We start from the raw sequence: 25,920 nt of genomic DNA on the forward strand, positions 1-25,920 counted from the left end.
TAATCTCTAATAGCCGGTAGCGGCAGAGGAATTAAGGTACGAAAATGCCGTTAATTACACTTCGATCCTTCTTAGCTCTCTTATTCCCCTTGTTTGTCTCTATTTTAAAAATATAAGATACAAAATGCGGTTAGTTAGGGAGGTAGAGCTACTTTTCATAATCTTAATTTCACTCATCTAGGAGGACAATATGTTCAAAATTCTCGGATTCATCCTGTTATTTCGATTTATCGGCAATCCTTTTCTTGCTCTGCTAATTCTGTTAATTATTCTGTATGTATTAGATCGCCGCTTTGTCGGCATCTTGCCCAGCATAGCAAAACCCTTCCGCAGATCGCGGCAAATCTCCAAACTGAGAACTACTATTTCGCTTAATCCCAATGATGTATCATCCAAATTTGAACTGGCCCGGTATTTGTCTGAACGCAAAAAATTTAATGAAGCAAAGAAATTACTACAGGAAATTGAAGACCGCTATGAACAATCCGCCGAATATTGGGTCGAGCTTGGACACGTGAATTTGAAGCTGGGACAGATGGAAGAAGGCGAGGCTCAGGTACTGAAGGGACTAGATATTAACCGCAGAGCCCAATACGGTCAACCCTATCTGCGACTGGCTGAGATTTTCCGTCATACAGACCGCGACAAGGCGCTTCACTATGTCAGCGAGTTCCAAGAGATTCAATCTTCCTCCAGTGAAGCTTATTATCTGGCTGGCTCGATGTACCGGGCGCTGGGAAGGGAAGAAGAAGCGAAAAGTGCTTTTGCAGAGTCAACAGCCATTTACCGCTCGCTTCCGAAATATAAGAAACGCCAGGAACGCGGCTGGGCGCTGCGCAGCTTTTTTGCCAAAATGAGATAGATGACGATCCTCTTACATCCTTAAGCGTAAAAAAAGAAAACCTCCGGAATCCACATTTCACGTGGCCCCCGGAGGTTCTTTGCTGTTATCGTTATTTCACAGGTACTATAAATTCAAGCTCGGAGATATACTCTTTCTGTTCTTCCCGCCATATGAAGGGCTTCACTATGAGCGTTCTGGGCATCGAGTCAAAAGGTTCGAATGTAGTGGTATACGTTGTCAGGCCTTCATGTCCGTATAGACTCGCCCCGATATAGAAGGGACTTCGCCCCTGCTCATCGATAAGCTCAAAATTAATATTAAAGAGCCCGTGAATTTTATATTTCTCCCGCATTCTTCTTATTGAGTCACCCTTAACTTCTTCCGGCTCATTCTTGAACTCTACCACCAATAGGGTAGTCGTCTGGCTTAGCTCTAACCGCTTGATGCTCATATGAATAGGATCATCACTTTTAACTTCGGCCGGAGTGAGTACAATACTATCCGCAGTATTCTTTGTAACAGGAATCGTGAACGTAAAGTCCTGCTTAAGCTCAGCCAATCGAACCACCATCTTGAACTCAAATTGATCCGGAACTTGCACACCTTCAAAGGTGGTCACGATCACCGAATTCGGAGACTCGTCGCCGCCGGGGGACAATCCCCATGCTGTATTCACGAGCTCCCCATTCACATAAAAGTCGATATTATTCACTACGCTTCCAATAATCCCCCGCCACGTCTCCATAAATGTTGCACCAGAGGTATCCGGTGACTCACGGCTAAGAACCAGGGACAAGCGACTGCCATCATACATCAGTTCTGATACCCCCAGCGTCACGCCTTGGTGAGTAACACTCTGATCCACGCTGTGAATCAATCCACGCTCTGATGCATTACGAAGACCAAGATCTCCCGCCAACTGGAACACACTCTTCACAAAAGGAATTTGCTTAAGGGTCTCTGCCATAGCAGGCGAGAAGAAACCCAGAACAATAAAGAGCAAGCCCGCTACAGCCACACTACCTGCTATAAGGATCATTCGGCGCAACCACCGTTGCTTCTTCCTTGCTAGACTGTGGTTTTGGGTACTACTGCCTAGCATTTGATAGGTGATGTCCATGCTGCTACGCACAGGCTCCGGCACTTCTTCGATGGAAGCCATCTTCAAACCAACCAGTTCTGCCTCGAAATCAGGATTGTTCATACGTTGACCTTCCTTTCAGTTGGATCTGCCAGCCACTGGTATAATGTCTTTCTAGCCCTATGCAGCCTTGTCTTGATCGCACCTTCAGACAGCTCCAGGATGTCCGCAATTTGGCTAAGTGGCAGATCCTGAAAATAATGCAGGATAATAATATTCCGCGAGATCTCCTCTAATTGATACACGGCTTCGCGCAGATCGATATGTTCATAATCAGGACTCTCTCTATGCAGGCTGGGCAGCTCAGCCATCACGACACTTTTTGCACTCTTGCGCAAAAGTAGATTGCATTCATTAATCAGTATGCGTAGCAGCCATGTTTTGAAAAATAACGGTTCCTTCAGACCGCCAATCGACTTATAGGCCTTGAGCACCGTCTCCTGCATGGCGTCCGCACAGTCCTCATCCTTTTTCACAATAGCTTTCGCCACTGTATACATTTGCAGCTCCAGCTCTTTCACAAGATGGATGAAAGCATCTTTATCCCCGGCTTGGGCACGCCTGACCTCTTCTGTCACATCTGTTTCCAACTGTAAAGCCCCCATTCCTTTTCCACTCATTTCCTGCTCTTTATGCTGATTAGATGCCCGGGAAGGGAAAAAGGTTTCTCTTTATTTGTAAAAAAGTAAAAAAAGAGAGTGTCCCAGTAAACAGCAATTGCTGCGGGACACTCTCTTTGCAAGTAAGTGTAGGATTCTCACAAGGCTACGATCTGGACCTTCAGTGACAATACTCTACACATCTAGTGTATTTGATTTCTCCTCAGCAGCACTAGAGCTGTCAGGGAATGGCCACCAGTTGGCCCGCCCGAACATCTTCACCATCACCGGCACGAAGAACGGCAGGAAGATGAAGGCATACAACGCCAAGCCGGCAAGCACTACTGTAGCGATCTGCATCATCGAGAGCACGCCCGATGGATACATCGAGGCAAAGGTACCGCCCAGAATAACTACAGCTGACAAAATAACAGTCCCCATGTTGCGCATGGCATGCAGGATAGCTTCTTTCACATCCCATGACTTGTTCTCGTTGAACCGGGCCATAAGGAAGATACTATAGTCAACGCCAAGCGCTACCAGCATAACGAAGCTGAAGAATGGCGTGGACCAGGTGATTCCGGAATAGCCGAGCATGTTCACGAAGATCGCTTCCGTCATCGCCAGCGCCGTAAAGTAAGTAATCACGAGCGACAGAATCAGGTAAAGCGGCATGATGAAGGAACGGAGCAGTAAGACCAGGATGATGAATATACCGCCCAGCATCAAGATTACTGTCCGGCTATAGTCCGCATTGGAGATGTTCTGCAAGTCATTGTAGGTGCTGGTAACGCCACTGATGGCAATTTCCGCATTCTCCAGCTTCGTTCCTTTCACCGCACGTTCAACAGCAGATTGAATATTGCTAACACTGTCGATGGCTTCCTTGCTGTAAGGGTTCTGTGCGAACACAATATCAAGGGTCATAATCTTGCGGTCATGTGTCAGGTAGTTGTCGAACACCTGTTGGATGCCGTCGGCTTTGAGAGCCTCATCCGGCACAAAGAATCCGCTCAGTTCATCATCCTTAGCGTTATGAATCTGGTTCAGGAAATCCTGTGCTGAGCCGAGGCCACCGGAGATCTGCTTCAGCCCATCCGCACTATCGCTTAGACCGGCAGTTAACTGACCGATCTGGCCGGTTAGCTGACCGAAGCCGTCCGCCAGTTGCTTCTGTCCACCTTGCAGCTGATCCAGACCGCCCGTAATCGATGGGATTTTTCCAACGATCTGACCTTGACCGTCAGCAGCCTGGTTAAGTCCCGATTGAAGCTGACCAATCCCCGCCACAAGCTTCTGCAAGCCCTGTGCCAGTGCAGTCTGTCCGGCCGCAGCTTTGGCATAACCGGCATTGGCTTCCGTCAGGCCGCCAGCCGCACCCTTCAAGTTCTGGGAAATCTGGCCGAGGCCTGCCGCCAGTCCAGCAGCACCGGTACCGGACTGAGTCACTGTGCCTTTAATGGTCTGGTAATTGACATCCTGCAGCAGATCCGGATAGCTGGTCTCAAGCCCAGCGAAGGAAGTGCCCAGGCCGTTCAAGGCTGTTGCTACGCCTTGCAGCTGGCCTTGAATCTGGCCTAGCCCGCCATCTAGCGCCGTCAGACCTGCGCCGATTTTTTTGTAGCCGGCAAGCAGCGCCTGATTGGCATCCGCCAACTGCTGTGCACTTGTCGCTGCCTGCTGAAGTCCGGCTTTGATCTGGCCTGCCCCGGCAGAGCCGCTCTTAATGCCGCTCTCAATCCGGGATAGACCGTCGCCAAGAGCGACAATCCCGGCTTTCAAGTCGGCCGTTCCCTCCGTCAGCTTCTCGCTGCCGGACACGGCTTCAGCCAGCTTGGGCGCATTGTCACTAAGCTGCTTGCTGGCTTCGGACAAGCCGCTCTGAATCTTGGACAATCCGTCATTCGTCTTGTCCAGACCCTCTGATAGTGTCTTGACTTGTGTAGGAATCAGGAAGTCATTGATCGCCTCGCCTGCCGGACGCGACATACTGCGAACGGTCTTGATCCCTTCCACCTTCTCCAGCTCACGGCTGATCTTCTCCGCAAGCCCGATATACTCCGAATTGTCCATTCGATCGTCATTCTTGATCACGATCTTGCCTGGCATAGATTCACCAGGGCCAAAGCTTTCGGATATAATATTAAAGCCTTTAACCGAGGCATAGTTCGAACCAATCTCATCCATGCTGTTATAGGACAGCTTTCCATCGTAGGTGACCAGGAAAGGCACAACGATGGCTGCTACGATTAGCAGCGCCGCCCATGGTCTTTTCAGGGAGAAGGAGCCTGCCGCCCCCCAGATTCGGCTTTCGCTGTGTTCCAGCTTGCCGCGCGACGGCCAGAACATCTTTTTGCCCAGGACAGCCATAAAGAAAGGTACAACTGTCACTAGTGCAAGTAGCATCACCGCAATGCCGACAGCCACGGCCACCGCCGAGCGATACAACATGAACTTGGAGAAGCCGATGGCTACAAAGCCTACAAATACAGCAAGGCCGGAGTAGAACACCGTACCGCCTGCTTTACGATAAGTCTCAATAATTGCAGTTTTGGTATCCGCCGAAGCAGCCAGCTCTTCCTTGAATCGGCTAATCAGCAGGATACAGTAATCCGTCCCGATCCCGAACAATACGGCCACCATAAAGATCTGGGTGAACGTGGATAGCGGGAAATCATAACGATCGACCAGAAACGCTACCACTGACTGGGCCACCACATAACTCAGTCCCACAGTCAGCAGCGGAACAAATGGAGCTACGAACGACCGGAACACTAAGAATAGAATTAGAAGAATGAATACTACGGTTATATATTCCGATTTCTTCAGCCCCGCTTCGGAGCTGGCAATCGTGTCTTCGGTAATCAAACCTTCACTCGTCAGATAATGATCAGCGTCCACATCTTTCAGTAGCGCGTCTACTTTACCTGGAAGCACCTTGACGTCTTCATCACTACCAGCGACAAACAACGCCACCATAATCGTTTTGCCATCTTTGGCAATCAACGTGTCTTTCAGCTCACTTTGCGAGAACGGGTCGGTAATGGAGTCCAGCTTGAGATCGGCTTTATTCTGGTTCAGCTTCTCAACGCCTTGCTTAATACTCTCCATTTCCTTGGCCCCAATGCCTTGCGGCTTGTTGAACACAAGTGCAACTTGATGGAGCGTCTCCCCGCCTTTGGCCTCAGCAGCTTCTTTCATAATCTCGGCTGCTCTGGATGAAGAATATCCGGCCGGAACCGCAATCTGTCCCTTCTCGCGGACTAGATCGGACATTCCAGGTGCTGTCAACATCAATACAACAGCCGCTGCAATCCAGATCACAATGATGGCCCATCTGGCCTTAAGTATGGTCTTCAATCCTCTTTCCCTCCTGAGTCCTGCATCATTCTTGCCAGCCTTTCGAACATCATAATGAAATTCTCGATCTCTTTGTCTCCAAAATGGGAGAAGTACGGCGACACCGTATCCATGACATGCTTACCCGCCACTTCAAATACCTCACGCCCCTGCTCCGTCATTGAGAGATAGACCTGCCTCCGGTCATTCTCGTCGCGCGTACGCACCAAAAGTCCCGCATCGACCAGCCGGTTGCTGATTGCTGTAATCGAGCTTTTACCTACAGCGAACGATTCGGCCAGATATGTGGAGGTGCAGCGCTCCTTCCCGTTGATCAGCCGCAAGATCAGGTATTGGTCTGTCGTAAGTCCGCCAGCGATACTATCCCTGATTTGAGCACTGATATTTCTTGATACCGCCAGGTAGGCATCCAGATAACGGTTTATCCACTGTTCTGCCACTTCATCCAAAGCTTAATCCTCCTTACAACCCCACAATAGTTCATGTGTAGAATAGTTTCACTTTAGAACTATATGTCTTCAGCACTCAAAAGTCAAATGTAATGACGTAGTGCTTGTATTTGCATGAAAAAAAATGACAGGCCAACAAAACTCCTTGGCCTGCCATTCTATGTCGTTCAGGGTGAGGTTATTCCTCATCCTCAAACTCTTCAACCTCATATACACAGCGAAACATCTCGATTCCGGCTGCGTTCACGCCGAGACTATAGACCATAAAGCCCAGGGCCCGGTAGAAATCGGCTGCTACCTCATCTTCGGTCTCTGACAGTAAGTAACGCGGCTCTCTAGCAGTAAGCAGCTCCAAAATCATCCCACGGGCATATCCTTTACCCCGATTCTCCGGCAGCACGGCAATGTGGCGGATATCCAGTGAGCCATCTTCTGTTTCCTCGAATCCTACCAGACCAAGGAGCAATTCCTCTTCTTCCCAGCCAAACAACTGCAGTCCGGATGAATTGCGGTATTCCTCCGAAGTCTGCTGAAGGGTCTCGGTTTCCTCAACCACCGCATACTCCAGCAGTTCGTTCACCTCAGGTGTTCCGATGCGTGGTGTCAAATCAATCAGCATGTATGTAATCCCTCCATCTTATGAATTCCTTCCAGTTCTCCCCAGCCGAATTACAGCATAGCCAGCCCATACCCCCAGCATGTTCAGCAGCAGGTCGTCCATATCGAAGCTTCCAACGTGCAGAAGCATCTGCAGACATTCTAGCAGCAGAATAACAGGGATCATGACTAGCGCCAGTCTTGCCGCAGAAGACAGCTTGTTCCAAATCAGGGGCAACAACAACCCGAACGGAACAAATACAGCCACATTCCCCAGCAGATTTACCGCCCGATTCCAAATGGAAAGGCGGTTCCCCATGTCCAGATAAAGAGAGACGGTCTTCCATGGTACCAGATTATACTGCCACGGTCCACCCATATGGGCTTCACGACCGAAACCGAGAAACATCCAGTAGAGCAGCAGCGCACTGTATAAAATAAGAACGGCCTGCACCCCGCGCCTGCGTCTACGCCTGGGTCCGGACCCTGGAAGGAAGATCAACGATGCTTATCCCCTTCGATCACTTCAATGCTGCCATCGCTTTTGCCGATAATCGCAAAGTCTGCAATGCCAATGAAGAGACCGTGTTCAACTACGCCTGGTATGCCTTGCAGTGCCTTAGCCAGCTCCGGCGCCGAATGGATTGCTCCAAAATGGCAGTCAGCAATGTAATTGCCATTATCGCTCTTGTACAGGTCATCACCAGTACGGCGCAGTACCGGCTCACAACCGAGCTTGGCGAGATCACTAAGCGTCCATTCACAAGCGAATGGAACAATCTCTACAGGCAACGGAAACTTGCCCAGTGTCTCCACTGCTTTACTCTCATCAGCAACTACGATCATGCGCTCGCTCCCCATAGCGACAATCTTCTCGCGCAGCAGGGCGCCCCCGCCACCCTTCACTAATTGCAGCTTGCCATCCAGCTCGTCCGCGCCGTCAATCGTGAGGTCCAGGCGGTCAATGTCACCGAAGCCCACGAGCGGAATTCCCAGCTCACGTGCCTGATCCTCAGAAGCCTGTGACGTGGCAACAGCCGTAATCTTCAACCCTTCAGCCACCCGTTCGCCAAGCTTGCGGATCGCCCAATAAGCCGTCGAACCGGTACCAAGACCTACCTTCATACCATCCTGCACATATTCTACTGCTTTCTCAGCGGCTAACTGCTTTACATTAACACTCATTTTATTCCCTCCACATTTCCGATATAATATTATGGTGCAAATGAAGACTAACCAAACTCCAGGAGGAGCAAGATGAGAACTGAAAACCAAATCCAATCCAAAATTAATGAACTAACCCTGCAGCGCAGATCGCTGGAATCACGCCTCGCCCCCTTGGCAGAGGAAGATACCCAGCGCAGTTCATTGCAGGCCCAGCTTGTACGACTCGAAGATATGATTCTAATGCTGGAATGGGTACTTAACGCACCCGTCGGTAAATATCACGCCTGACGCTTATTCTTCTATTAACGTTTTGCCGTAGCATAGACTGTCAGGATCTCCAACATAAGGACCAAACAGATCTATCGGCCGGTAGCCGTGCTTGACATACAGGCCAATGGCTTCCGGCTGCTTGATCCCGGTCTCCAGCAGGATTTCCCGGTACCCGGCGGCCAAGGCCTTACCTTCAAGGAAGAGTAGCATTTTAGTCGCGATCCCCATTTTGCGGCAGCTGGAATCTACATAGAAGCGTTTCAACTCCATTGTCCTTCTCCCAGGATCCAGATAATCCAGGGGACGCAATCCACCGCAACCCACGGCCTGTCCATTCACATAAGCTACTACGAATGTCATCTCCTGAACCTTGGGATCGCTAAAATCCACTACATAAATCGTCTCATGCGGATATCGCTCCAGCAGTTCCTCATCCAGAGTGACAATAAGCTCCCGCAAATCTTTGTTATCCGGAGCTACAACTACAAATTCCACATCTGTAACAGGCAGCATATGTTACTCCCTCCATGCATTTTCTGCAATTTCTCATAATCAACTGCATTCCATCAAGGCTGCTCGGCTAGCTGGACTGCTTCTTTTACCGCCTTCTCCAGATTCAGGATCAGTTCCTGCTCAAGATCACTGACGCCCTCCTCCACATAGACAACAAATTCGATCGGCTGTTCCTGACCGGCCAATTGCCTGATCCTGCTCAGCATATAACGCTGTGCATCCGGCAATAACATTTCTCCTTGCCCTGTGTCATCCCTGCATAATGTAACCCAGGCGTATTCCTGCCCTTCAGTCACTGATGCAGCTGATTCCAGAGGCAACCTCAAGCTGAATAAAGGTTCCCCTCCAGAATCCCCCATCTGTCTCGGTGTAGCTTGGCTAAACACAGAATAACGCCGGGACGGCAGATGCACTGCTGCTCCGTTCGTCTTGCGCCCGGCAATCAGCCGGCTGTTCTGATAAGCAAGCCATCCCGAAGCCAGCAGCAACAGGAGTGCAGCAGCCAATACCGCCAGGATCATTCATCCTCACCGTCCATTCCTAATTAACAACACTTCCTTTATCTTATCACGGTAGCGAGACAGACGGGAGTGGGGATTTTGCAGACACATGATTTTGTAATCCACCTTCTGTATGTCTCGCCTTCCAGTGAACCATAATAACAGGGACTACGGGATACATCCTATAAAGTCATTTTAAAATATTCAAAATAACAGTTGAAACTTTTTTGGACATGTCCCATAATAAAAAATGAAAGCGGCTAGCCAATCCATTAGGAAATCAAGGGAGGATATCAGCAATGAAATTTTTCTTGGACACAGGGAATATTGAAGAGATCAAACGTATCACCCGCCTCGGTTTGGTGGATGGCGTAACGACAAATCCTTCACTGATCGCCAAAGAAGGCCGACTCTTTAAAGACGTTATCAAAGAAATCGTCGAGATCGTGCCAGGGCCTGTCAGCGCTGAGGTCATCGGCCTGAAGGCTGACGAAATGCTGAAGGAAGCGTATGAAATCGCTGAGTGGGCTCCAAATGTGGTAATCAAGCTGCCTATGACCGAGGATGGTCTGGAAGCCTGTTACGAACTCACGAAAAAAGGCATCAAAACCAATGTGACGCTTATCTTCTCCGCCGCCCAAGGCCTGATGGCCGCCAAGGCCGGCGCCACCTATATCAGCCCATTCGTAGGACGTCTGGATGATATCGGCGTGGACGGGTTGAAGCTGATCAGAGATCTTAAGACTATCCTGACCAACTACGGCCTGACTTCCGAAATTATCGCAGCCAGCATCCGTAACATTGCTCATGTGGAGCAAGCCGCCTTAGCAGGTGCACATATCGCTACAATTCCTGGTTCCCTCCTGCCTTCACTCTGGAAGCACCCTCTGACCGATAACGGTATCGAGCGTTTTCTTAAGGACTGGGAGACCGTTCCAAAAGCTTAAATATAGTTTTACTTGATGGTGAACACCAAGCCCTTGTCCGAATATCCGGACAAGGGCTTTTTAGTATCGTTAGTTAATTACTTGGCATTCATCCATAAAGGCAGAGCCTAAAATAAATGCAAAAGAGTGTGCTAGCCCGGCTCTTTTCGGTAGTTCAGCGGGCCCGGGCCCGCTGAGTCCGGATCGAGAACGATTTCGCTGTCTTTTTGACTCCATCCTCTCCACCTTCTTCTTTGCTTGGCGTTACAGCAAACAAACTCAACAAACCACCCACAGCACCCAATACGGTCATAGTACCGAATAGCACCCAATGGCCCCGGGTCATTAGGAGCGAGACGACAGGGGGCCCCAGCGCCACCCCGATGAAACGCATACTACTATATAGCGAAGTAATCGTTCCACGGTTCTCCTTTTCAAAAGCCTCGGTGATTAGCGCATCCATACAGGGCAGGACCACCCCAATACCGATGCCGCTCACCGTCAGGAACGCTACCATCATATAAATCCCTTTGTTGAAGCCAGTAACCACCATCGCCCCCGTCAGCAATACCATTCCGCCAAAGCCCAGCCATTTCATTAGGGCCTTGTTCTGACCGATGATCTTCCCGCACCCGTAGGATGCGAGACATAGCAGTGCCAACGGGATCGCCAGCACCAGCCCTTTCATTGCCCCATGCAGCTTATGTTTAGTTTCCAGGATCTCGGATAGATAAAAAAGTACTCCAAAGGTCACAAACATGCAAATGCCACCGATCGCAAATATCGCATAGAGCCAGCGCCCTCTTTTGTGCAGAATGTCCTTAATATCGGATAAAAACTTGCGCAGTGTCGGTTTCTCCTCTGCAGCCTGATCTTCCTTTTTCGGAGGCTTGACCAGAAACAGTACCAGCACAAATGAAAGAATGCAGAGAAACGGAATCGCGATAAATGGAGCGTACCAGAGCAGCGTCCCCAGGTATGCGCCTAAAATCGGGCTAAGCACCTTGCCGAAGGTATTGGAGGTCTCAATCAGCCCTAGACTTTTGCTGACCTCCTTCTCATCTTTGAACAGATCCCCCACGAACGGTAGCACGATTGGAAAAGCGCCGGCAGCACCGATTCCCTGAAGCAGTCGCCCGGCAAGAATTACCCAATATGCGCTGTATCCTTTCATGAACCAGGCGGCGATTACACAAACAACCCCGCCTATAGCGGCTAACATAAGGCTGGGAAGTATCACAATCTTCCGTCCATAACGGTCGGAGAAAAAACCGGCAACTGGAATCATTAAAATGGCAATCAGACCGTAAACCGTGATGATCATGCTGACCTGAAAAGAATTGATTCCCAGGGCATGCTCAATCTGCGGTAAAGTTGGTAGTAGCATGGAGTTGCCTAGCGTCATTATCAGCGGAATGGAAGCCAGTGCAACCAGATCCCATTTTTTATCCTTCATGGACTGACCACCTTTATCTTAGTTGACATTACCCCTTATTGTGGTTTGTTCCCCTCTCTTTATACGCCATGATGTAAATAAATAGCCGTTTGTAGACTGTGAAAAAAAGTAAAACCGTACTTCGCGGGGCGAAGACGGTTTTTAGGAATTTTTTAAAATTGAATTTCTGTATATTATACACTGCCAACTGTGAGTGACTCAGTCTTAGATGTCGGCATAAACCGGCTGGGACGTCCCAGACAATAAATATGCAGTAAATGCATCGCCCGGGTACAAGCCGTATAGAACAGCTTGCGTTCGCTCTCCCGGTTATACTGCTGATCCGAGCCATCATAAATAATAACGGCATCGAATTCCACACCCTTCGCCAAGTAAGCCGGCAGTACCAGCGTGCCCTTTTGGAAGTTTGGCGTATCCTTCGTCACCAGCCTGGCTGGTAATTTGTTCTCAAGTGCGGCATGAACACGTGCGCTCTCTTCGGCTGTTTTGCAGATCACCGCCACATAATGATAGCCCTGGGCATGCAGCTGCAAAATATCCCTCTCCACTGCGTCCAGCAGCTCCCCACCAGTGGATACGACTTGTATCTGCGGTTCCTCGCCGCGCCGGTTGAACGGTGTGATCCGCTCTCCGCCGGGAATCATCGATCTCGTGAACTCGACAATCTCATACGTTGAGCGATAGCTGCGCGTTAGCGAGATAACTTCCGTATTCTCTTCCCCATAAATGCTCACAAGATTACCCAGCTCACCAAGTACCTCACCTTGGGCATAAATTGCCTGGTTTAGGTCGCCTAGCACCGTCATTTTCGCCCGCGGGAACAGCCGCCGCAGGAATTCCAGCTGGAACGGTGAATAATCCTGAACTTCATCGACAATGACATGCCGAATCAGGGTATTGGTCCGGAATCCCTGGCTAAGTTCCTTCAGATAAAGGAATGGCGTGGCATCCTCGTAATAAAGATGATTCTCTGCGAGAGCAGACACGGTTTGTTGACTAATCTCATCCCATTCAGCTGGAAGAGGACTGTCGTTCAAGCTTGCCATCAGCTTGCGATCGCTGAACAGCTTGCTGTATAGCGCTTTAACATCCACAAAGCGCCCGCGCTTGATCCAGCCGCGAAGCGGCTTGAGACGCTGACTCACCACATAGCGGGCCAGCACCTCTTTTTCCGTGTCAAAATCGTCAAAGCTGCTCTCAGTCCCCCGCTTCTTACGCCGCATCATCTGGTAAGCCCGGTGATAATCGCTGGAATCCAGCAGCTCAATCTGGCTCTCTACCCATTCTGAGCCCCGCTCCTCGTGGCTGTAGGCCGCCAGCTTCTTGAGCAGCCATCCAGTCATCAGCTCCACCCGGTTTGCCAGCCGGATCGCCGAATCGTAACTATAGAATTGAGCAGCCATCTCTTCCTTGGTAACCACGATACGGCCCATGAATACGACCGGCTTGAACTGAATACCTTCCTTCTCCAGCATGGTGGCATAACGGCGAATAGCATCCAGGAAGGCTACCGAGGACTTATACTGAATACCGTCTCTGCGGACACGGGCTTCAGGACCGTCCGGCGCGTTCAGCAGGCTTTCCGTCTGGCTAAAGACATCTTCAAGTTGAAACTCTTGGGATAACCGATGCTCCAAATACATCTGGAACGTGGTTTGCTGCATATTCTCCTCGCCCAATTCAGGTAGAACGGTGGACACATAGCTGTTAAACAGCGGGTTGGGCGAGAACAGCAGCATTTGGTCTGCCTGCAGCACCGCTCTGTATTTGTAGAGCAAGTACGCCACCCGTTGAAGCGCTGCCGAAGTCTTACCGCTACCGGCCGCTCCCTGAACGACCAGCATACGGCTTTTATCATTGCGGATGATGGCATTCTGCTCCTTCTGGATTGTGGCGACAATGCTCTTCATTTTGTCATCCGCACTGTGGCTGAGTACTTGTTGCAGCAGTTCATCCCCGATGGTCACCCCGGTGTCGAACATGACTTCGATTGTCCCGTTATCAATCACAAACTGGCGTTTCAGCTCCATATTACCGGAAATGATCCCTCCAGGGGTATCATAGCTAGCCGGTCCGGGCGCTCCGTCATAGTAGAGACTTGAGATCGGCGCACGCCAGTCATAAATCAGGAAATGGCCGTCATCCTCCATAAGTGATCCAATCCCTAGATAAATCTGCTCCGTTTCACCATTTGGACCCTCTGAGAAATCTATACGGCCAAAATAGGGGGAGACGACCAACTTTTTATATTTTTTAAGAGCTTTGCTGGACTGCAGATGATGGCGTTCCCGTTCGTTAAGAATCTGTGCTTGCTGGCGCAAACTGGTTGAGGTCTCGCCCAAATCATCAGGGCTACTGAAGTTGACAGTTACCTCTTCCCAAAATTCTTTACGCATATCCACCACATCGGTCCGGTGCAGCCCCAGCTCCTCAGATAACTGCCGGATATGCCCCGACAAGATCTGGGTTACCTGAGTTACCCGCTCCTGCTCTTCTTTCCATTCCTCTTGCTGATTTTCCACTACATTTCATCCCCTTTTGAAGGTTGACATTTCAAACTGTTCATGATAAAATTCATATTGAATAATTGTGTTTTCTCACAAATTCTTCTTATCTGGCGTTTTTATATTGTATCAATTTCATTTCTTTTTTTCAAGTTGAATAGTAACTTTATTCTCTTACATGCAGCAATAACAAATACATTATAATTAATCCGGTCCCCTTGGGACTGGATTTTTTTGTTGAATGCGCTCAAGTAGGAAGATAGTAAAAAGGGGTTTTCCTCGAAAGTAAACGGTCCCCTTCATACAAGAAAGATATACCATAAACACTGCGCTTAGGTCACCCTGTATAGTGAACAAGCCAGGGCCCGGTTCAGGTCTTCACGCCCTAACTTGGGAAGCTGGGCTCTGTTTTTGCTGGGAAATGTCGGACTGTTGAGAACGTAGTTTTTTTGCGAAAATCCATCATTAGATTTATGGATCTAGCACAAGCTCAGTACTTGCTTCTTGTTCCGTCTGGTAACGGACCCCAGAGACGTTATTTCCTAACCACCGTCCATTCTAGAAAATAACGGACTCCAATGACGTTATGAATAGAAATCCCGTTTAAAATCCATGGTTTGGGAGGAAATAGCGTCCCCTGAGTCCGTTACATGTCCCACATGCTGCTTCATATGCAAATAACGACGATAGGGTCCGTTAGCCCCCATACATGAGTTTCAACCTTCTGACGCAATCGTTTTGGCAAGAACTGATGATGAAGGGGTGTCCCAATAGCTATGAAATAGCTGCTTGGGACACCCCTTGGTTTTGAGTAAGATGTATGTTTTAGCTTGGGTGGACGCTCCGCGAACGAACAGTTTAAGTGGGAGAATATCTTCAATCTTTAAAATACACAAAAAAATCTCTCTTTTGGTAAAATGGAAGTGCGACGTGGTTTCCAGCGTTTCTGCTTCACGGCATAGAGAAAGTGACACCCCGGTCGGATGGCTTTCACTTGCCCATAACGTGTTGAAGCAAGCCACAGAGGACCAAAAAAGCAGAGCAGCGATTCTTCAATAGCGGAAGAATCGCTGCTCTGCTTACTTTTTTGTCGTTAGAATGAAAGAAGCTGTATCCGATCGTTAGAAAAACTACGTTTGGGACAGTCTCTTTCGTGTTGCTTCAAGAATACATGCAGAATTGAAATTCAGTTTTAGCTTATGTAAGCCTCAACCAAAACTAAATTGGAGCTACCTTTTTGCAATGGAGCAAAGTTAAAGTAGATATGGACACCTGATCCCAAGGCATTCCAGCCATCAGGGTAATACGAATAGTCGAAGGCCTGCCCATATTCGTCCTTGTCGCTAACCCAACTTTTCTCGATGTCAGATGCCTTAACATTCAGCAATACGTTAGCATATTCATTAATGACATCTGGCTTATTGGCGGATACTGTGGAGTTAACCAATTTCTTAAATTTATCTTTATAATAAGTGCGGCCGGTTGAAGTATTATCTTTCTCGGAGGTATATTTGTCTAAATATTCATTATACTTGTCCATTTTCCCGGTTTTTAGCGCATCTCCATAAGCCTTTACTAAAAGAACAGCCTGTTCTTTCATGGCAGCCGTCATTTGCTCTGTGGTTCCACTATACTTGATGACGCCGGCCGATGTTGCAGCCCCTGATGAAGAGGAACTTGAAGCCGCTGGTGCTGGTGTTGATGTCGACCCTGAAGGCGCTGATGACGAGCCCAACGCATCATTATAAGGGATTCCATCATTGCCCCCGTCACCGCTTGTCAGCGTAATGGTTTGGGTTGCATTGTTCCAGCCCAGTTCTACGCCAAGTGCTTCTGCCGTTGATCTTAGTGGCAGATAAGTCGTACCGTTATAGACGAGTGCAGAGAGCTTCTGGCCATTATTATCTTTGGGAGTCCAGGAAGAACCGTTTAGAACAAACTTGATGTTTGAGTTTAGCGCAGCCTGAATTTTCTGGATACCATTCGAAGCCCCTACTCCGATTGCACCAAAGACCAATCCACTCACTACTAAAGAACTTACAAATACTGATTTTTTGATTTGCATTGAATGTTTCCCCCCATATCAATTCAGACAAATCCTGAGACAGCTTTTATAAATATTCCTGCCATTCACTAAAGATAAATTATTTAAAAGTATTACCTTTAATCAATTGAAATGTCATATTTTTCATGATAACAATGCTTTATTAAACTTTCAAAACAATATTTACCATTAATGAAATTAATACTTTTCCCGTCTCTTAATGTAATAAAAAACCAGTCCGCTCCTTCTCAGAGTCAGACTGGTCCTTATTAAATCATATCCATGTTTCCCTTAAAAGCTATTCCTTCTCCTCCGACATTCGGTGGATCTGATCCGCCACTTTATCGAGACGCTCCAGCTGATATCCGTAATCGTAAATGGCTCCGGCCACGACAGAAAGACGCAGTTGCCCAAATTTCTCACCATTGTACCCCTCAATCGCAGCCTCCAGGAACTTGTCGTTCTCTTCGGAAAGCGTCTTGCACTCGGCTGCTCCGGGCTTCAGCTTGTCTTCAAATTTAAGCAAAATATGCTCATGATATTTGATCAGCAGTTCCAGGTGACGGTCAAACAACTGATCCGTCTCCTCTGTACGCTCTGCCTGAAAATAATGGCGATCCACTGCCTCCAGTACCGCATACCCCTTCAGCAGGGAAGCCAGCAGGTTCTTGTACACGACCATTTGCCTGGTCTGGCTATACTTGGCCCGTCTGAGCTGCTTCTGCTCCTCTTCGAACAGGCTGTATTTGTCCGACAGCGATTTGATCGAGCCTTCCAGCGCCTGTTTCTCATCACGGAACACGCTTTCCTTCATCTCATGCGACACGCAAGTCCTTAGTAACAGGGACAGACTCGCGAAGACACTCTCAATTTGCTGGATATACTGCTTACGAGGCTTAGGCGGAAATACAGTTATATTAATTAAGAAGGCCGAGACAATCCCCGTCAGCGTAAGCAGAAAACGGGTCAGGGCAAATTCCCATTGCCCCGATGCTTCCATGACGGAAATTACAGTAACCAGCGTCAGGCCAATGGTGTCGGCCCGTTTCATTTTCATGCTTATCATAATCACCAGAATACATACCAGTCCTACGGCAATCGGTTCATTGGACAGCAGCATGCCGCCCAGTAAGGCCAGTACCGCCCCCATCGTACTCGTCTGAATCTGGTCCAGGAAATAGCGCCAAGATCGGTAAATGGAAGGCTGCATGGCGAAAATAGCAGCAATCGCCGCGCCGACTGGAGATGAAAATTGCAGCAACACAGACAGGTACAAGGCCAGGGTAACTGCCATCCCTGTTTTAAGAATGCGGGCTCCAAAAGCCAAATCCATCCCTCCTTTATTAGTCTTCATTCTCATTATAGTACAAACATTATTACCCCTGAGGCAAGGTGATGAAATTTAGACTCTTTTAAGCCTCTATTCAGGATCGTTTCAGCTTTTCGGGGATACTAGTTCAAGAGCCTGACCATTTAAAAATCTACAAGAGGTGATTCCATGAACAACTCTGTCTCAAAAATAGCGGCTTACGCCGCTGTGCTACTGTTCACCGCTGCCTCGGCACTAACGCTCCCAAACAGCGTCCAAGCTGAGAGTGCGACACCGTCCCACGCCCCTCAAATTCAACGTGAGCCTCATCACCACCAGGGCAGGGAAGGTAAATTCCGTACTGGCAGCGGCCACTTCATTATTAACGAAACCGCCAAGTTGCTGGAGATGGATCGGTCCGATCTTGTCCAGAGCCTGAAGGGCGGCAAAACACTGTATGCTCTCGCCCAGGAAAAAAAGGGCTGGAACAAAGATCAATATGTGCAGAAGCTAAGTGAAGCAGCCGGCAAGCGGCTGGATAAAGCTGTTACGGAAGGCCGGATCACGGATGCCGAAGCTCAGAAGCTGAAAGCCGGCTTGCCCGCTATCCTCAAACAACGAATCGGCCAAGTCGGACAATTCCAGGATCGTTCGGTTAATCCTCACCGTAACAACATCTAGGAATATCTACAGGCGGGTACCCTGTTCTCATTCTCAGGGTCACCCGCCTGTCGTCTGTCATGCTGCGGTTGTATGCTTTCTTCTGGAACGATAAGATTCAAACCACCCGATGGACAACATCAGCCAAGCCCCGCTTGCTGCATATCCGCCGATAACATCACTAGGATAATGTACCCCGAGATAAATGCGGCTCCAGCCAATGCCTCCCGTCATTAATACGGCAAGAATAACCAGTATAGCCCGTTCTCGGCGTCTCGGCAAGTGCCTCCAGAGCAGATAAGCAATTACTCCATATAAAGAGAAAGCCGCCATAGAGTGTCCGCTTGGAAAGCTGTAACCTACTTCCTGAATAATTCGGTGGATGTTGGGCCGCTCTCTGTGAAACCATTGCTTCATTAACGAGTTGAGCAGTTGTGAGCCTAGGCCAACCCATATGAACAAAAGCAGCTCCATCCGGTGCTTGAGCAGGAAGTAGAGCAGAATTATAGTCAGCACAGATATGCCAATTGCTAGTCTGGAGGAACCCACCAGAGATAGCATTTTCGCTAAGGCTGTTAATGTTGGTGATTCCATAGATTGCACGGTATGAATGATAGGATTGTCAAAAGAAGATACATTTCCAAGTGTCACCCATGCGGCGATCAGTCCGAAAACTAACGCAAACCATATAAAAAGACGATACCCTCTGGGCCATTGTCGGTAATTCAGTGTGAATCCCCCTGTCTGTACATGAAGCAGCAAACCACATTTTCATGGAGGTCTTCCCGTGGTATACTTGCTAGAGAAATTGAATCTAAAGAAGATGGAGTGCTGCCAAAGTGGAAAGTCTAAAACTGCAGGAACGTTTGTTGAACCAGGTGATCTCAACAAAAGTGCCGGTAACGATTTTTACAACTAACGGGGTCAAAATGCAGGGTCTTGTTACCGCATATGACGCTTACACCATTTCCTTGCAAGGCCAGGGTGATGGCAGGCAGAATATCCTCTTCAAATCGGCGATTTCCACCATTGTTCCGCTCAAGCCTGTCTCTCTTAAATAAGGTCTCCATTAAAAGTAATCTCCATCCAATGTTTCACCCTATTTAATTCAAAGGGAACACCGTTATTATCCGGTGTTCCCTTTGTTTTTCCCTGGGATGTAAAGGGTTCAATCCAGCACTACAGCGCAGCAGTCACAGATGGAAGAAAAGCGGGCTTCACACAAACCGGCTTGGACAGCTCCGCTGTGTTCCCTGTGAAGGTCAGCTTGCCACTGCCGCTATCCACGGAGAAAACGACAAGATTGTTTCCGTCCCGGTTAGCGGCAATCAGATAAGCGCCGTCAGGAGTTAACGTGAAATGGCGAGGATGGCCGCCGTGTGTAGAAACATGCTCTACCAGTGTCAGACCTGCTGTTGCAGCATCAACCGCAAATACCACAAGGCTGTCGTGTCCACGGTTGGAACCGTACAAATAACGGCCATCCGGCGTCAAGGCGATTTCGGCGCAAGTATTCTCTTCCGTGAAATCTGCAGGCAGCGTAGGAACTGTAACAACCGCCGTCAGTGTGCCTGTCTCACTGTCATATGTAAACGAGGTGATGGTAGAATCCACTTCGTTGATCACATAAGCGGATTTACCGTCTGGATGGAAGGCCAGGTGACGTGGACCCGATCCAGGATGCAGCACAGTATCGCTTTGCGCTTCCAGAGTCTTCTTCTCACGATTGATGACATAAGTGCGGATAAGATCAAGTCCGAGATCACATACGAACAGGAAACGACCGTCAGGGCTGAAAATAGCCGAATGCGGATGTGGGCGATCCTGACGCTCCGGATGAGCTCCATGCCCGCTATGTACAGCTGTGTCCGTTAAGGCAACTGGCACTCCTTGTTCATCCAGCGAGATCAATCCAACAGTCCCTCCATGATAACTGCATACCACCAAGAATTCGTTCTGCGGCTCACGGTTAATATGGCAGGTTGTCGCTTGCTTCCCACCTTCTGCAGGCATAGTAGGGATAACACCCAGACGCTTCAACCCACCAGTCTGCGGATCTATCGCAAAAGTCACGATCTCCCCTTCTTTACTGCCTTTTCCGTCTGGCTGCTCACCGATAGCATATAGTCGTGACCTAACCGGGTCTACATTGACAAACGTTGGGTTGGTAATACCTTGAGCCCTATCCAGTAGCTTAAGCGTCCCTCCAGCCTCGCCGTCAAACTCAAACACCTGAACGCCGCTCTCCTCTGCGCTGGCATAGGCACCTGTATACAATAAAAGTCTGTTATGTTCACTCATTTCATGTTCCTCCTCCATAGTAGTTCTCTTTAGGGCTTTTTGTCCGTGGATGGCCAAGCAGCTATCCTTATTAATTTACAGTTTTTCAGCGTCCATGACAAATACAACGTTAAAAATGTCGTAAATTATTTTAAAAATAAGGCTTTCCACGGGTAAATTGTTATGATATAATGAAAGCGCTAACATCTAATTTTTAATCCTTATAAAGGGGGAACATGAATGAGTAGCATCCTGCTGGAAGCCAGAAACGTATATGAGGACTTCGAGGTGGAGACGGACATTCTGTTCTTTAAGGTCGGAGACCATGATTTGGTCATCTTTCACGGCAGAAACTATAACATTAAAAAAAGAATGACTGCCGAGCAATTAAAACGCTTGTTATCCAATCCGAATTATTATCAGGTCTATGGAGGCTGTTACGTCAATCTTAACAAGATTAGCTCCATCACAGATGATTGCATCTACTTCGGAGAAATGGGAGCATACGCCAAAAATGTCCGTGTACCTAGACGCAAACAGGAAAGCATACGCCATTTGCTTAACAAACGTCACGCCTAGGGAGACATTGATCTGTCTTTTCCCAAAAAGCCGGAAGCTCATGATTACATGAGTCTTCCGGCTTTTTTCCATATCTTAATGAAAACTTAAAAAGAAATTGTGCATTTTTATACTTTCTTAAGGTTTGGGAACACGATTTCTGGTAAAGTTGTAGAAAGACAGGCAACACCTATATTGAAGGGAGTCATTAATTCTAATGGACAAAAAAGATTTGAATGAAAATGAACACCTGGACAACAACGGTAAGACGGAAGAACCGGATTCTCCCGAAGCTGTAAACGAGACAGTTATCGAGGGCAGCACCCCTTCTGAGACCGTACAAGAGGACAAGCTTGCTGAACCGGTCGGACTGGAAAATGAAGAAAGCGTTCCCGTCATGAACAAAGTCGGCGAAAACGTTCCGCCAGCTCCTGCAGCTCCTAAAAACGGAAAAGGCTGGATGATCGCCTCTATCGTATTGGCTGCCGCGCTCATTATTGTTCTGATCAAGCCCCCCTTCCAAAAGGGAGACGACAGTACAGCTGTAGCAACGGTTAACGGTGAGAATATTACAAAATCCCAGCTTTACGACAAGATGGTGGAAGCCGGTGGCCCATCTACTCTGCAATCTTTGATCACCACTACACTGGTATCACAGGAAGCTAAAAAAGCCAACATCACTGTAACCGATGCTGATATTGCTGAAGAGCTTACAGATCTGAAGGCCCAATTCGGAGGCGAAGAGGCATTTAACAGCGCTTTGGCCCAAAGTGGAATGACCCTGGATGACCTCAAGAAGCAAATGCCACTCCAGGTAGAGCTGCGTAAAATCCTTGAGCCACAAGTGAAGATTACTGATGATGAAATTAAGAAATATTTTGATGACAATAAAGCGCACTTCGATACCGAAGAAGAAGTACGCGCCTCCCATATTCTGGTGAAAACTAAAGAAGAAGCGGATGCCGTCCTGAAAGAATTGAAAGATGGTAAAGATTTCGCAACGGTTGCCAAAGAAAAGTCCACGGACACAGGTTCCAAGGATAACGGTGGAGACCTGAACTTCTTCAAACGCGGCGATATGGTGCCTGAGTTCGCCGATGCAGCATTTAAGCTGAAGGTTGGGGAAACAAGTGGTGCAGTGAAATCCCAATACGGATATCACATCATCAAGGTAACCGACCGCAAGGAAGCCAAGCATTATACCCTGGACGAGAAGAAGGATGAGATTCGCAAAATTCTCGTTTCTCAGAAGATCTCTGAACTGTCCTCAACTTGGCTGCAAGAACAAACTGAGAAAGCTAAAATCACCAACACTTTGACCGATGCCAAGAAGGCAGCTACTCCATCTGAAGCACCGGCAGCAACAGGAGCTCCGAAAAAATAAGTATCAATAGCTGTGCGGGCGTTACTTGTTTACAACATGCCTGCAATTATAAGAAGCCTCCAGTCCCTGGTGTTAGGGAATGGAGGCTTTCTTGTTAATGTATTCGTTCTTATTATTTAACGAATTTCACGCGTTCTTCAATCGGTTGGAATTCTTTCGGTCCAGGCGCAGCTACTGTCTTGCCGAACGGCAATTGAGCGATCAGCTTCCACTCTTGCGGAATGCCCCATTCTTTCTTCACTTCATCATCGATCAGCGGGTTGTAGTGCTGCAAGGATGCACCTAAACCTTCTTCAGCAAATGCAGTCCATACTACGAATTGCAGAATACCGGAAGATTGGTTAGACCAGAGCGGGAAGTTGTCAGCATAGGTTGCAAATTTTTCTTGAAGTTGTTTAATAACATTTTGGTCTTCAAAGAACAAGACGGAACCATAACCTGCTTTGAAAGCACCTAGTCTTTGTGCAGTCGCTTCGAACTGATCCGCTGGAACGATTTTACGAAGGGCGTCTTCCGCAATATTCCAAAGTTTATCATGATTTTCACCGAGCAGAACTACAGCTCTTGCACTTTGGGAGTTGAAAGAAGATGGGCTATGTAATACAGCCTCTTCAACAATTTCCTTGATTCTATCGTCGGAAATCGTGGATTCTTTGCTGATGGCATATACGGAACGTCTACCTTTAACGGCTTCAAAAAAATTCTTGGACATAAAATAACTACCTCCATTAATTTTAGTTGCTTACTTTTTTACATCTTAGCACTTTTTTTCGAGATTTGCAACACTAATACTCTACTTTTATTGTCGGATATGAATGTTTTTCATTGCTTATTTTCGCTGTCCTCGTGCTTTATTATTCACCATTAGGAAGATAGCTTATAAACCGCATGGACAAGAGCCACCCCGACACATAAAAAGCCGCCCTCCACGCAAGTTCTTTGCGCAGAGAAAGCGGCCTTACTCTTGCCTATAATTGTTTACGTGTACTAATTACGATTAATGTAAATCCAGCCCTCTTCGTCTCTGGTTACCTTGCCATGCAGGGCTTCCGCCAGAACGCGGAGTGGCACATTGGCATCGCCGTACTCATCAATAAATACAGCCTTACCAAGATTAATCTTGGTTCCATTCAGCGTAGCTTGAGCAGAACCGACTTTGAACACTAACTGGTCACCCTGTAAATCATCAGTGACAGTAATCGTTCTGGTTGCTCCATCCCACTTAATGGTTGCATCCAAATCCTCTGCCAAGTAGCGCAGCGGTACGTAAGTCGTATTATCAATCACAACCGGATAGTAATAATCATCATCTGGAGCAATCACAAGCGACTTTTTGGTGATACCGATTTCGTCCTTGAGCAGACGGTACACATCGGACCCTGGTTCAAAGTTTCTCAGCGTCTCTCCTGGAGTCAAGTTCACCTTATTAACATCCAGGGCACCCTCTGTGCTGAGGTGATCAGCCGTTACTTTGCCCCCAATGTTCCAGGCTTGCGACTCTGCCTTCAAAGAAATACTTTTCAGCGGAATGCCATCCACTTGCGGAAGCGCGATATTCAGATCGATATTCTGCTTGCGGATATGGAAGCTACTGTCGACATAGAGGTCAACTTGAAGTTTTGTATCCTTACTCAGCACTGTTTTCAATTCAGGTTCGTATTCATACAGATTATCAAGCTCCTTGTCATAAACAAGCAGCAAAGAATCTACAGCTAGCTTCGCCGCGTCATGCAGAACGGTTACAACACCCTCTTTATCATCCAGCGGAAGATCGCCGAGACCAAGATTGAGGTAGTCGTCTGCATTAACACCCGAGGCCTTAACAATTGGATACAGATAGTCATAAAGACCGCTGATCAAAGTAGTGAAGCCCTCGGTATCCTTAGATATCGATTTTAGGAATGTTTTCAGAAGTGCAGGCAATTCTTGGCCTGTCACCTCTGCATGCAGCTTAGTCAGATTAAGCTGCTCGCCATAGACTGCCTCACTAACGCTCGAGACGTTAATTACACCCGGGTTCGGCAGATTTTTAACAACAAATTGCGTAATCAGCTTGGACAGATCTTCCGCTTTGGCTGGATCCAGACCTGCGACCCCAAACTCCTTCTCGTAAGAAGCAATTGGGAAATAGAACGGCTGTTTCGCACCCTCTACATTAAGTACGATCGCTTCCTTATCCATAAAGAATGCGAACGGCAAGTTCAACTTCTTGTAGCCCACAGTTCCTTTTGCGGAAATATCACCATTATCCTGCAGCTTCAAGTTGCTTACATTCAAAGATAAAGAATTAATAAGATCTACAATCTGTTGATCCTCTTCACTAAGTTTGTCACTAGACGGCACAGCAGCCAAGGATAACTTCGTGCTGTATTCGGACGACTTTACATCCAAATCTCCAAGCAGCGCCTTGTTAACATCGAATCCACCAACTGATTGACAACCTGCCAGAACCAGCACAAGCGCAATGAAAGGCATAAACCATAGGGCTCTCGATTTGATTTTTCTCATAGCATGTCTCCTCTTCCGAATTTTGTGAAATCAATTCATTATCTCAACCAAGCCAAGATTTGTAAACGCTATTCTTGTCGATGATGTTCCACTACAGCTTAAGCAGTTGCATCCAGTCTATAGGCATCCACTGATCATTCACTAGCCCTCGTACCAAGGCTAATACTGCAAGATGAGCCGGATAGAAAGACCACCACACCCAGCGCGGCACACGACGACGCTGCAGAGTTGTCCATATGGCTGGTGCGTATACAATTGCCAGGGTCGGAACAAGACTCGCCATTTGTATCAGCCAGCCGTAGTAGAATAGATAGAATATGTTGAGCGCCAGATGTGCCAGCACCAGCCCATGCGATCTCGTATAGCGAAAAATGAGAACCAGCAGCAGACCGTAAGCGTTATAGTCCAGCGGGTAATATTCCATCAATAGCACAGCAGCGGCAACGACCGGTACACCCAACCAAGGACTGGGCAGTTTGTCTAATACGATCAGCACAAGCACCGAAAGCAATAGTGTAAATACGACATTCCATCCACCCGGATTCAAGGCCAGATTGTATGGTATCTGGGCCAGCAAGGCGATGAAGAGCAGCCGAAGTACATATTTGGAACGGGATGAGGTATGGATGTGCCCCTGTACAAGTGCATAGCAATAGATTGGAAAAGCAATTCTTCCTATATATCTCCAGGTCATTTCGCCCGGAAAAAAGATGGCGCCGATATGATCGATCAGCATGGTCACCATTGCAAGAATCTGCATTCCACTCCTCCTTTAGCCTCGGGAAGGGACAGATTGATTTTCAACCTATTATCCAATGGTTTATCTTCAATCGCAAGCCTGTCCCTTCTAC

25 protein-coding genes are annotated in these 25,920 nt (G+C 48.0%); 7 read left to right on the top strand and 18 right to left on the bottom strand.

The features are described from left to right. The first annotated feature begins 190 nt into the window (after window positions 1-190). Window positions 191-862 (top strand): tetratricopeptide repeat protein, encoded by a 672-nt coding sequence (locus tag ACFVU8_RS08020; RefSeq protein ID WP_175374601.1) that lies wholly within the window; start codon window positions 191-193, stop codon window positions 860-862. A 91-nt stretch (window positions 863-953) separates the two neighbouring features. On the opposite strand, the gene ACFVU8_RS08025 is transcribed toward ACFVU8_RS08020, so the two are convergent. The 7 genes from ACFVU8_RS08025 to rpiA form a co-directional block, all read right to left on the bottom strand. After that, window positions 954-2,048: a DUF4179 domain-containing protein gene (locus tag ACFVU8_RS08025; RefSeq protein WP_387426704.1), complete on the bottom strand. Its 1,095-nt coding sequence runs from the start codon at window positions 2,046-2,048 to the stop codon at window positions 954-956. After that, complete coding sequence (locus tag ACFVU8_RS08030; RefSeq protein WP_387426706.1) at window positions 2,045-2,575, bottom strand: sigma-70 family RNA polymerase sigma factor; 531 nt, start codon at window positions 2,573-2,575, stop codon at window positions 2,045-2,047. Before ACFVU8_RS08030 ends, ACFVU8_RS08025 begins: the two co-directional genes overlap by 4 nt. Window positions 2,576-2,779: 204 nt before the next feature. Beyond that, a complete protein-coding gene (locus tag ACFVU8_RS08035) occupies window positions 2,780-5,944 on the bottom strand; it encodes an MMPL family transporter (RefSeq protein WP_387426707.1) in 3,165 nt (1,054 codons plus the stop codon). Further along, on the bottom strand, window positions 5,941-6,384 hold the full coding sequence (locus ACFVU8_RS08040; protein WP_312876391.1) for a MarR family winged helix-turn-helix transcriptional regulator: 444 nt from the start codon (window positions 6,382-6,384) through the stop codon (window positions 5,941-5,943). Before ACFVU8_RS08040 ends, ACFVU8_RS08035 begins: the two co-directional genes overlap by 4 nt. A 187-nt stretch (window positions 6,385-6,571) precedes the next feature. Next, window positions 6,572-7,012 (bottom strand): GNAT family N-acetyltransferase, encoded by a 441-nt coding sequence (locus ACFVU8_RS08045; RefSeq protein ID WP_379466188.1) that lies wholly within the window; start codon window positions 7,010-7,012, stop codon window positions 6,572-6,574. Window positions 7,013-7,030: 18 nt separating this feature from the next. Further along, complete coding sequence (locus ACFVU8_RS08050) at window positions 7,031-7,492, bottom strand: VanZ family protein (RefSeq protein WP_387426708.1); 462 nt, start codon at window positions 7,490-7,492, stop codon at window positions 7,031-7,033. Beyond that, window positions 7,489-8,175, bottom strand: coding sequence for a ribose-5-phosphate isomerase RpiA (gene rpiA / locus ACFVU8_RS08055; protein WP_379466189.1), 687 nt, complete (start codon window positions 8,173-8,175; stop codon window positions 7,489-7,491). Before rpiA ends, ACFVU8_RS08050 begins: the two co-directional genes overlap by 4 nt. A gap of 72 nt (window positions 8,176-8,247) precedes the next feature. Between rpiA and ACFVU8_RS08060 the strand changes: the two genes are divergently transcribed. Further along, entirely contained in the window at window positions 8,248-8,445 is a 198-nt protein-coding gene (locus ACFVU8_RS08060; protein ID WP_066370520.1) for a hypothetical protein, read from the top strand. A 3-nt stretch (window positions 8,446-8,448) separates the two neighbouring features. Here the strand turns inward: ACFVU8_RS08060 and ACFVU8_RS08065 are convergent, their stop codons facing one another. Both ACFVU8_RS08065 and ACFVU8_RS08070 read right to left on the bottom strand, forming a co-directional pair. Beyond that, on the bottom strand, window positions 8,449-8,940 hold the full coding sequence (locus ACFVU8_RS08065; RefSeq protein ID WP_387426709.1) for a GNAT family N-acetyltransferase: 492 nt from the start codon (window positions 8,938-8,940) through the stop codon (window positions 8,449-8,451). 53 nt (window positions 8,941-8,993) lie between these two features. Beyond that, the gene (locus ACFVU8_RS08070) at window positions 8,994-9,461 is read right to left on the bottom strand and encodes a hypothetical protein (RefSeq protein ID WP_387426711.1); all 468 of its coding nucleotides are present in this window, start codon (window positions 9,459-9,461) and stop codon (window positions 8,994-8,996) included. A 278-nt stretch (window positions 9,462-9,739) separates the two neighbouring features. Between ACFVU8_RS08070 and fsa the strand changes: the two genes are divergently transcribed. Beyond that, window positions 9,740-10,387: a fructose-6-phosphate aldolase gene (gene fsa / locus ACFVU8_RS08075; RefSeq protein WP_379201834.1), complete on the top strand. Its 648-nt coding sequence runs from the start codon at window positions 9,740-9,742 to the stop codon at window positions 10,385-10,387. A gap of 154 nt (window positions 10,388-10,541) precedes the next feature. On the opposite strand, the gene bcbE is transcribed toward fsa, so the two are convergent. The 4 genes from bcbE to ACFVU8_RS08095 form a co-directional block, all read right to left on the bottom strand. Next, window positions 10,542-11,822 carry a bacillibactin exporter BcbE gene (bcbE, locus tag ACFVU8_RS08080; protein ID WP_387426712.1) on the bottom strand — a complete coding sequence of 427 codons (1,281 nt, stop codon included), beginning with the start codon at window positions 11,820-11,822 and terminating at the stop codon, window positions 10,542-10,544. Window positions 11,823-11,995: 173 nt separating this feature from the next. Beyond that, on the bottom strand, window positions 11,996-14,344 hold the full coding sequence (gene helD / locus ACFVU8_RS08085; protein WP_387426713.1) for an RNA polymerase recycling motor HelD: 2,349 nt from the start codon (window positions 14,342-14,344) through the stop codon (window positions 11,996-11,998). Window positions 14,345-15,518: 1,174 nt separating this feature from the next. Then, window positions 15,519-16,391 (bottom strand): stalk domain-containing protein, encoded by an 873-nt coding sequence (locus ACFVU8_RS08090; protein WP_379466194.1) that lies wholly within the window; start codon window positions 16,389-16,391, stop codon window positions 15,519-15,521. A gap of 277 nt (window positions 16,392-16,668) precedes the next feature. Then, window positions 16,669-17,697: an FUSC family protein gene (locus ACFVU8_RS08095; protein ID WP_387426715.1), complete on the bottom strand. Its 1,029-nt coding sequence runs from the start codon at window positions 17,695-17,697 to the stop codon at window positions 16,669-16,671. A gap of 171 nt (window positions 17,698-17,868) precedes the next feature. On the opposite strand from ACFVU8_RS08095, the gene ACFVU8_RS08100 reads away from it, so the two are divergent. After that, complete coding sequence (locus tag ACFVU8_RS08100) at window positions 17,869-18,360, top strand: hypothetical protein (protein ID WP_387426716.1); 492 nt, start codon at window positions 17,869-17,871, stop codon at window positions 18,358-18,360. Between the two features lie 57 nt (window positions 18,361-18,417). Here the strand turns inward: ACFVU8_RS08100 and ACFVU8_RS08105 are convergent, their stop codons facing one another. Continuing rightward, window positions 18,418-19,101, bottom strand: a complete 684-nt coding sequence (locus ACFVU8_RS08105; RefSeq protein ID WP_379466196.1) for a phosphatase PAP2 family protein — start codon at window positions 19,099-19,101, stop codon at window positions 18,418-18,420. Between the two features lie 77 nt (window positions 19,102-19,178). Here ACFVU8_RS08105 and hfq point away from each other — a divergent pair, with 77 nt between their 5' ends. After that, window positions 19,179-19,400 (top strand): RNA chaperone Hfq, encoded by a 222-nt coding sequence (hfq, locus tag ACFVU8_RS08110; RefSeq protein WP_217492827.1) that lies wholly within the window; start codon window positions 19,179-19,181, stop codon window positions 19,398-19,400. A gap of 118 nt (window positions 19,401-19,518) precedes the next feature. Here hfq and ACFVU8_RS08115 read toward each other — a convergent pair whose 3' ends face one another. Continuing rightward, window positions 19,519-20,640, bottom strand: coding sequence for a lactonase family protein (locus tag ACFVU8_RS08115; protein WP_379466197.1), 1,122 nt, complete (start codon window positions 20,638-20,640; stop codon window positions 19,519-19,521). A 219-nt stretch (window positions 20,641-20,859) separates the two neighbouring features. Between ACFVU8_RS08115 and ACFVU8_RS08120 the strand changes: the two genes are divergently transcribed. Then, entirely contained in the window at window positions 20,860-21,198 is a 339-nt protein-coding gene (locus ACFVU8_RS08120) for a LytTR family transcriptional regulator DNA-binding domain-containing protein (RefSeq protein ID WP_066370585.1), read from the top strand. A gap of 196 nt (window positions 21,199-21,394) precedes the next feature. Continuing rightward, window positions 21,395-22,561 (top strand): peptidyl-prolyl cis-trans isomerase, encoded by a 1,167-nt coding sequence (locus ACFVU8_RS08125; protein ID WP_387426717.1) that lies wholly within the window; start codon window positions 21,395-21,397, stop codon window positions 22,559-22,561. Window positions 22,562-22,673: 112 nt separating this feature from the next. Here the strand turns inward: ACFVU8_RS08125 and ACFVU8_RS08130 are convergent, their stop codons facing one another. The 3 genes from ACFVU8_RS08130 to ACFVU8_RS08140 form a co-directional block, all read right to left on the bottom strand. Continuing rightward, on the bottom strand, window positions 22,674-23,273 hold the full coding sequence (locus tag ACFVU8_RS08130; RefSeq protein ID WP_379466199.1) for a nitroreductase family protein: 600 nt from the start codon (window positions 23,271-23,273) through the stop codon (window positions 22,674-22,676). A 275-nt stretch (window positions 23,274-23,548) separates the two neighbouring features. Next, window positions 23,549-25,069, bottom strand: a complete 1,521-nt coding sequence (locus tag ACFVU8_RS08135; RefSeq protein WP_387426719.1) for a copper amine oxidase N-terminal domain-containing protein — start codon at window positions 25,067-25,069, stop codon at window positions 23,549-23,551. A gap of 91 nt (window positions 25,070-25,160) precedes the next feature. Continuing rightward, on the bottom strand, window positions 25,161-25,829 hold the full coding sequence (locus tag ACFVU8_RS08140; RefSeq protein WP_387426720.1) for a TraX family protein: 669 nt from the start codon (window positions 25,827-25,829) through the stop codon (window positions 25,161-25,163). Window positions 25,830-25,920 lie beyond the last annotated feature (91 nt).

The sequence above is a fragment of the Paenibacillus sp. NPDC058177 genome (genome assembly GCF_042883835.1).
GTDB lineage: Bacteria > Bacillota > Bacilli > Paenibacillales > Paenibacillaceae > Paenibacillus_AQ > Paenibacillus_AQ agri.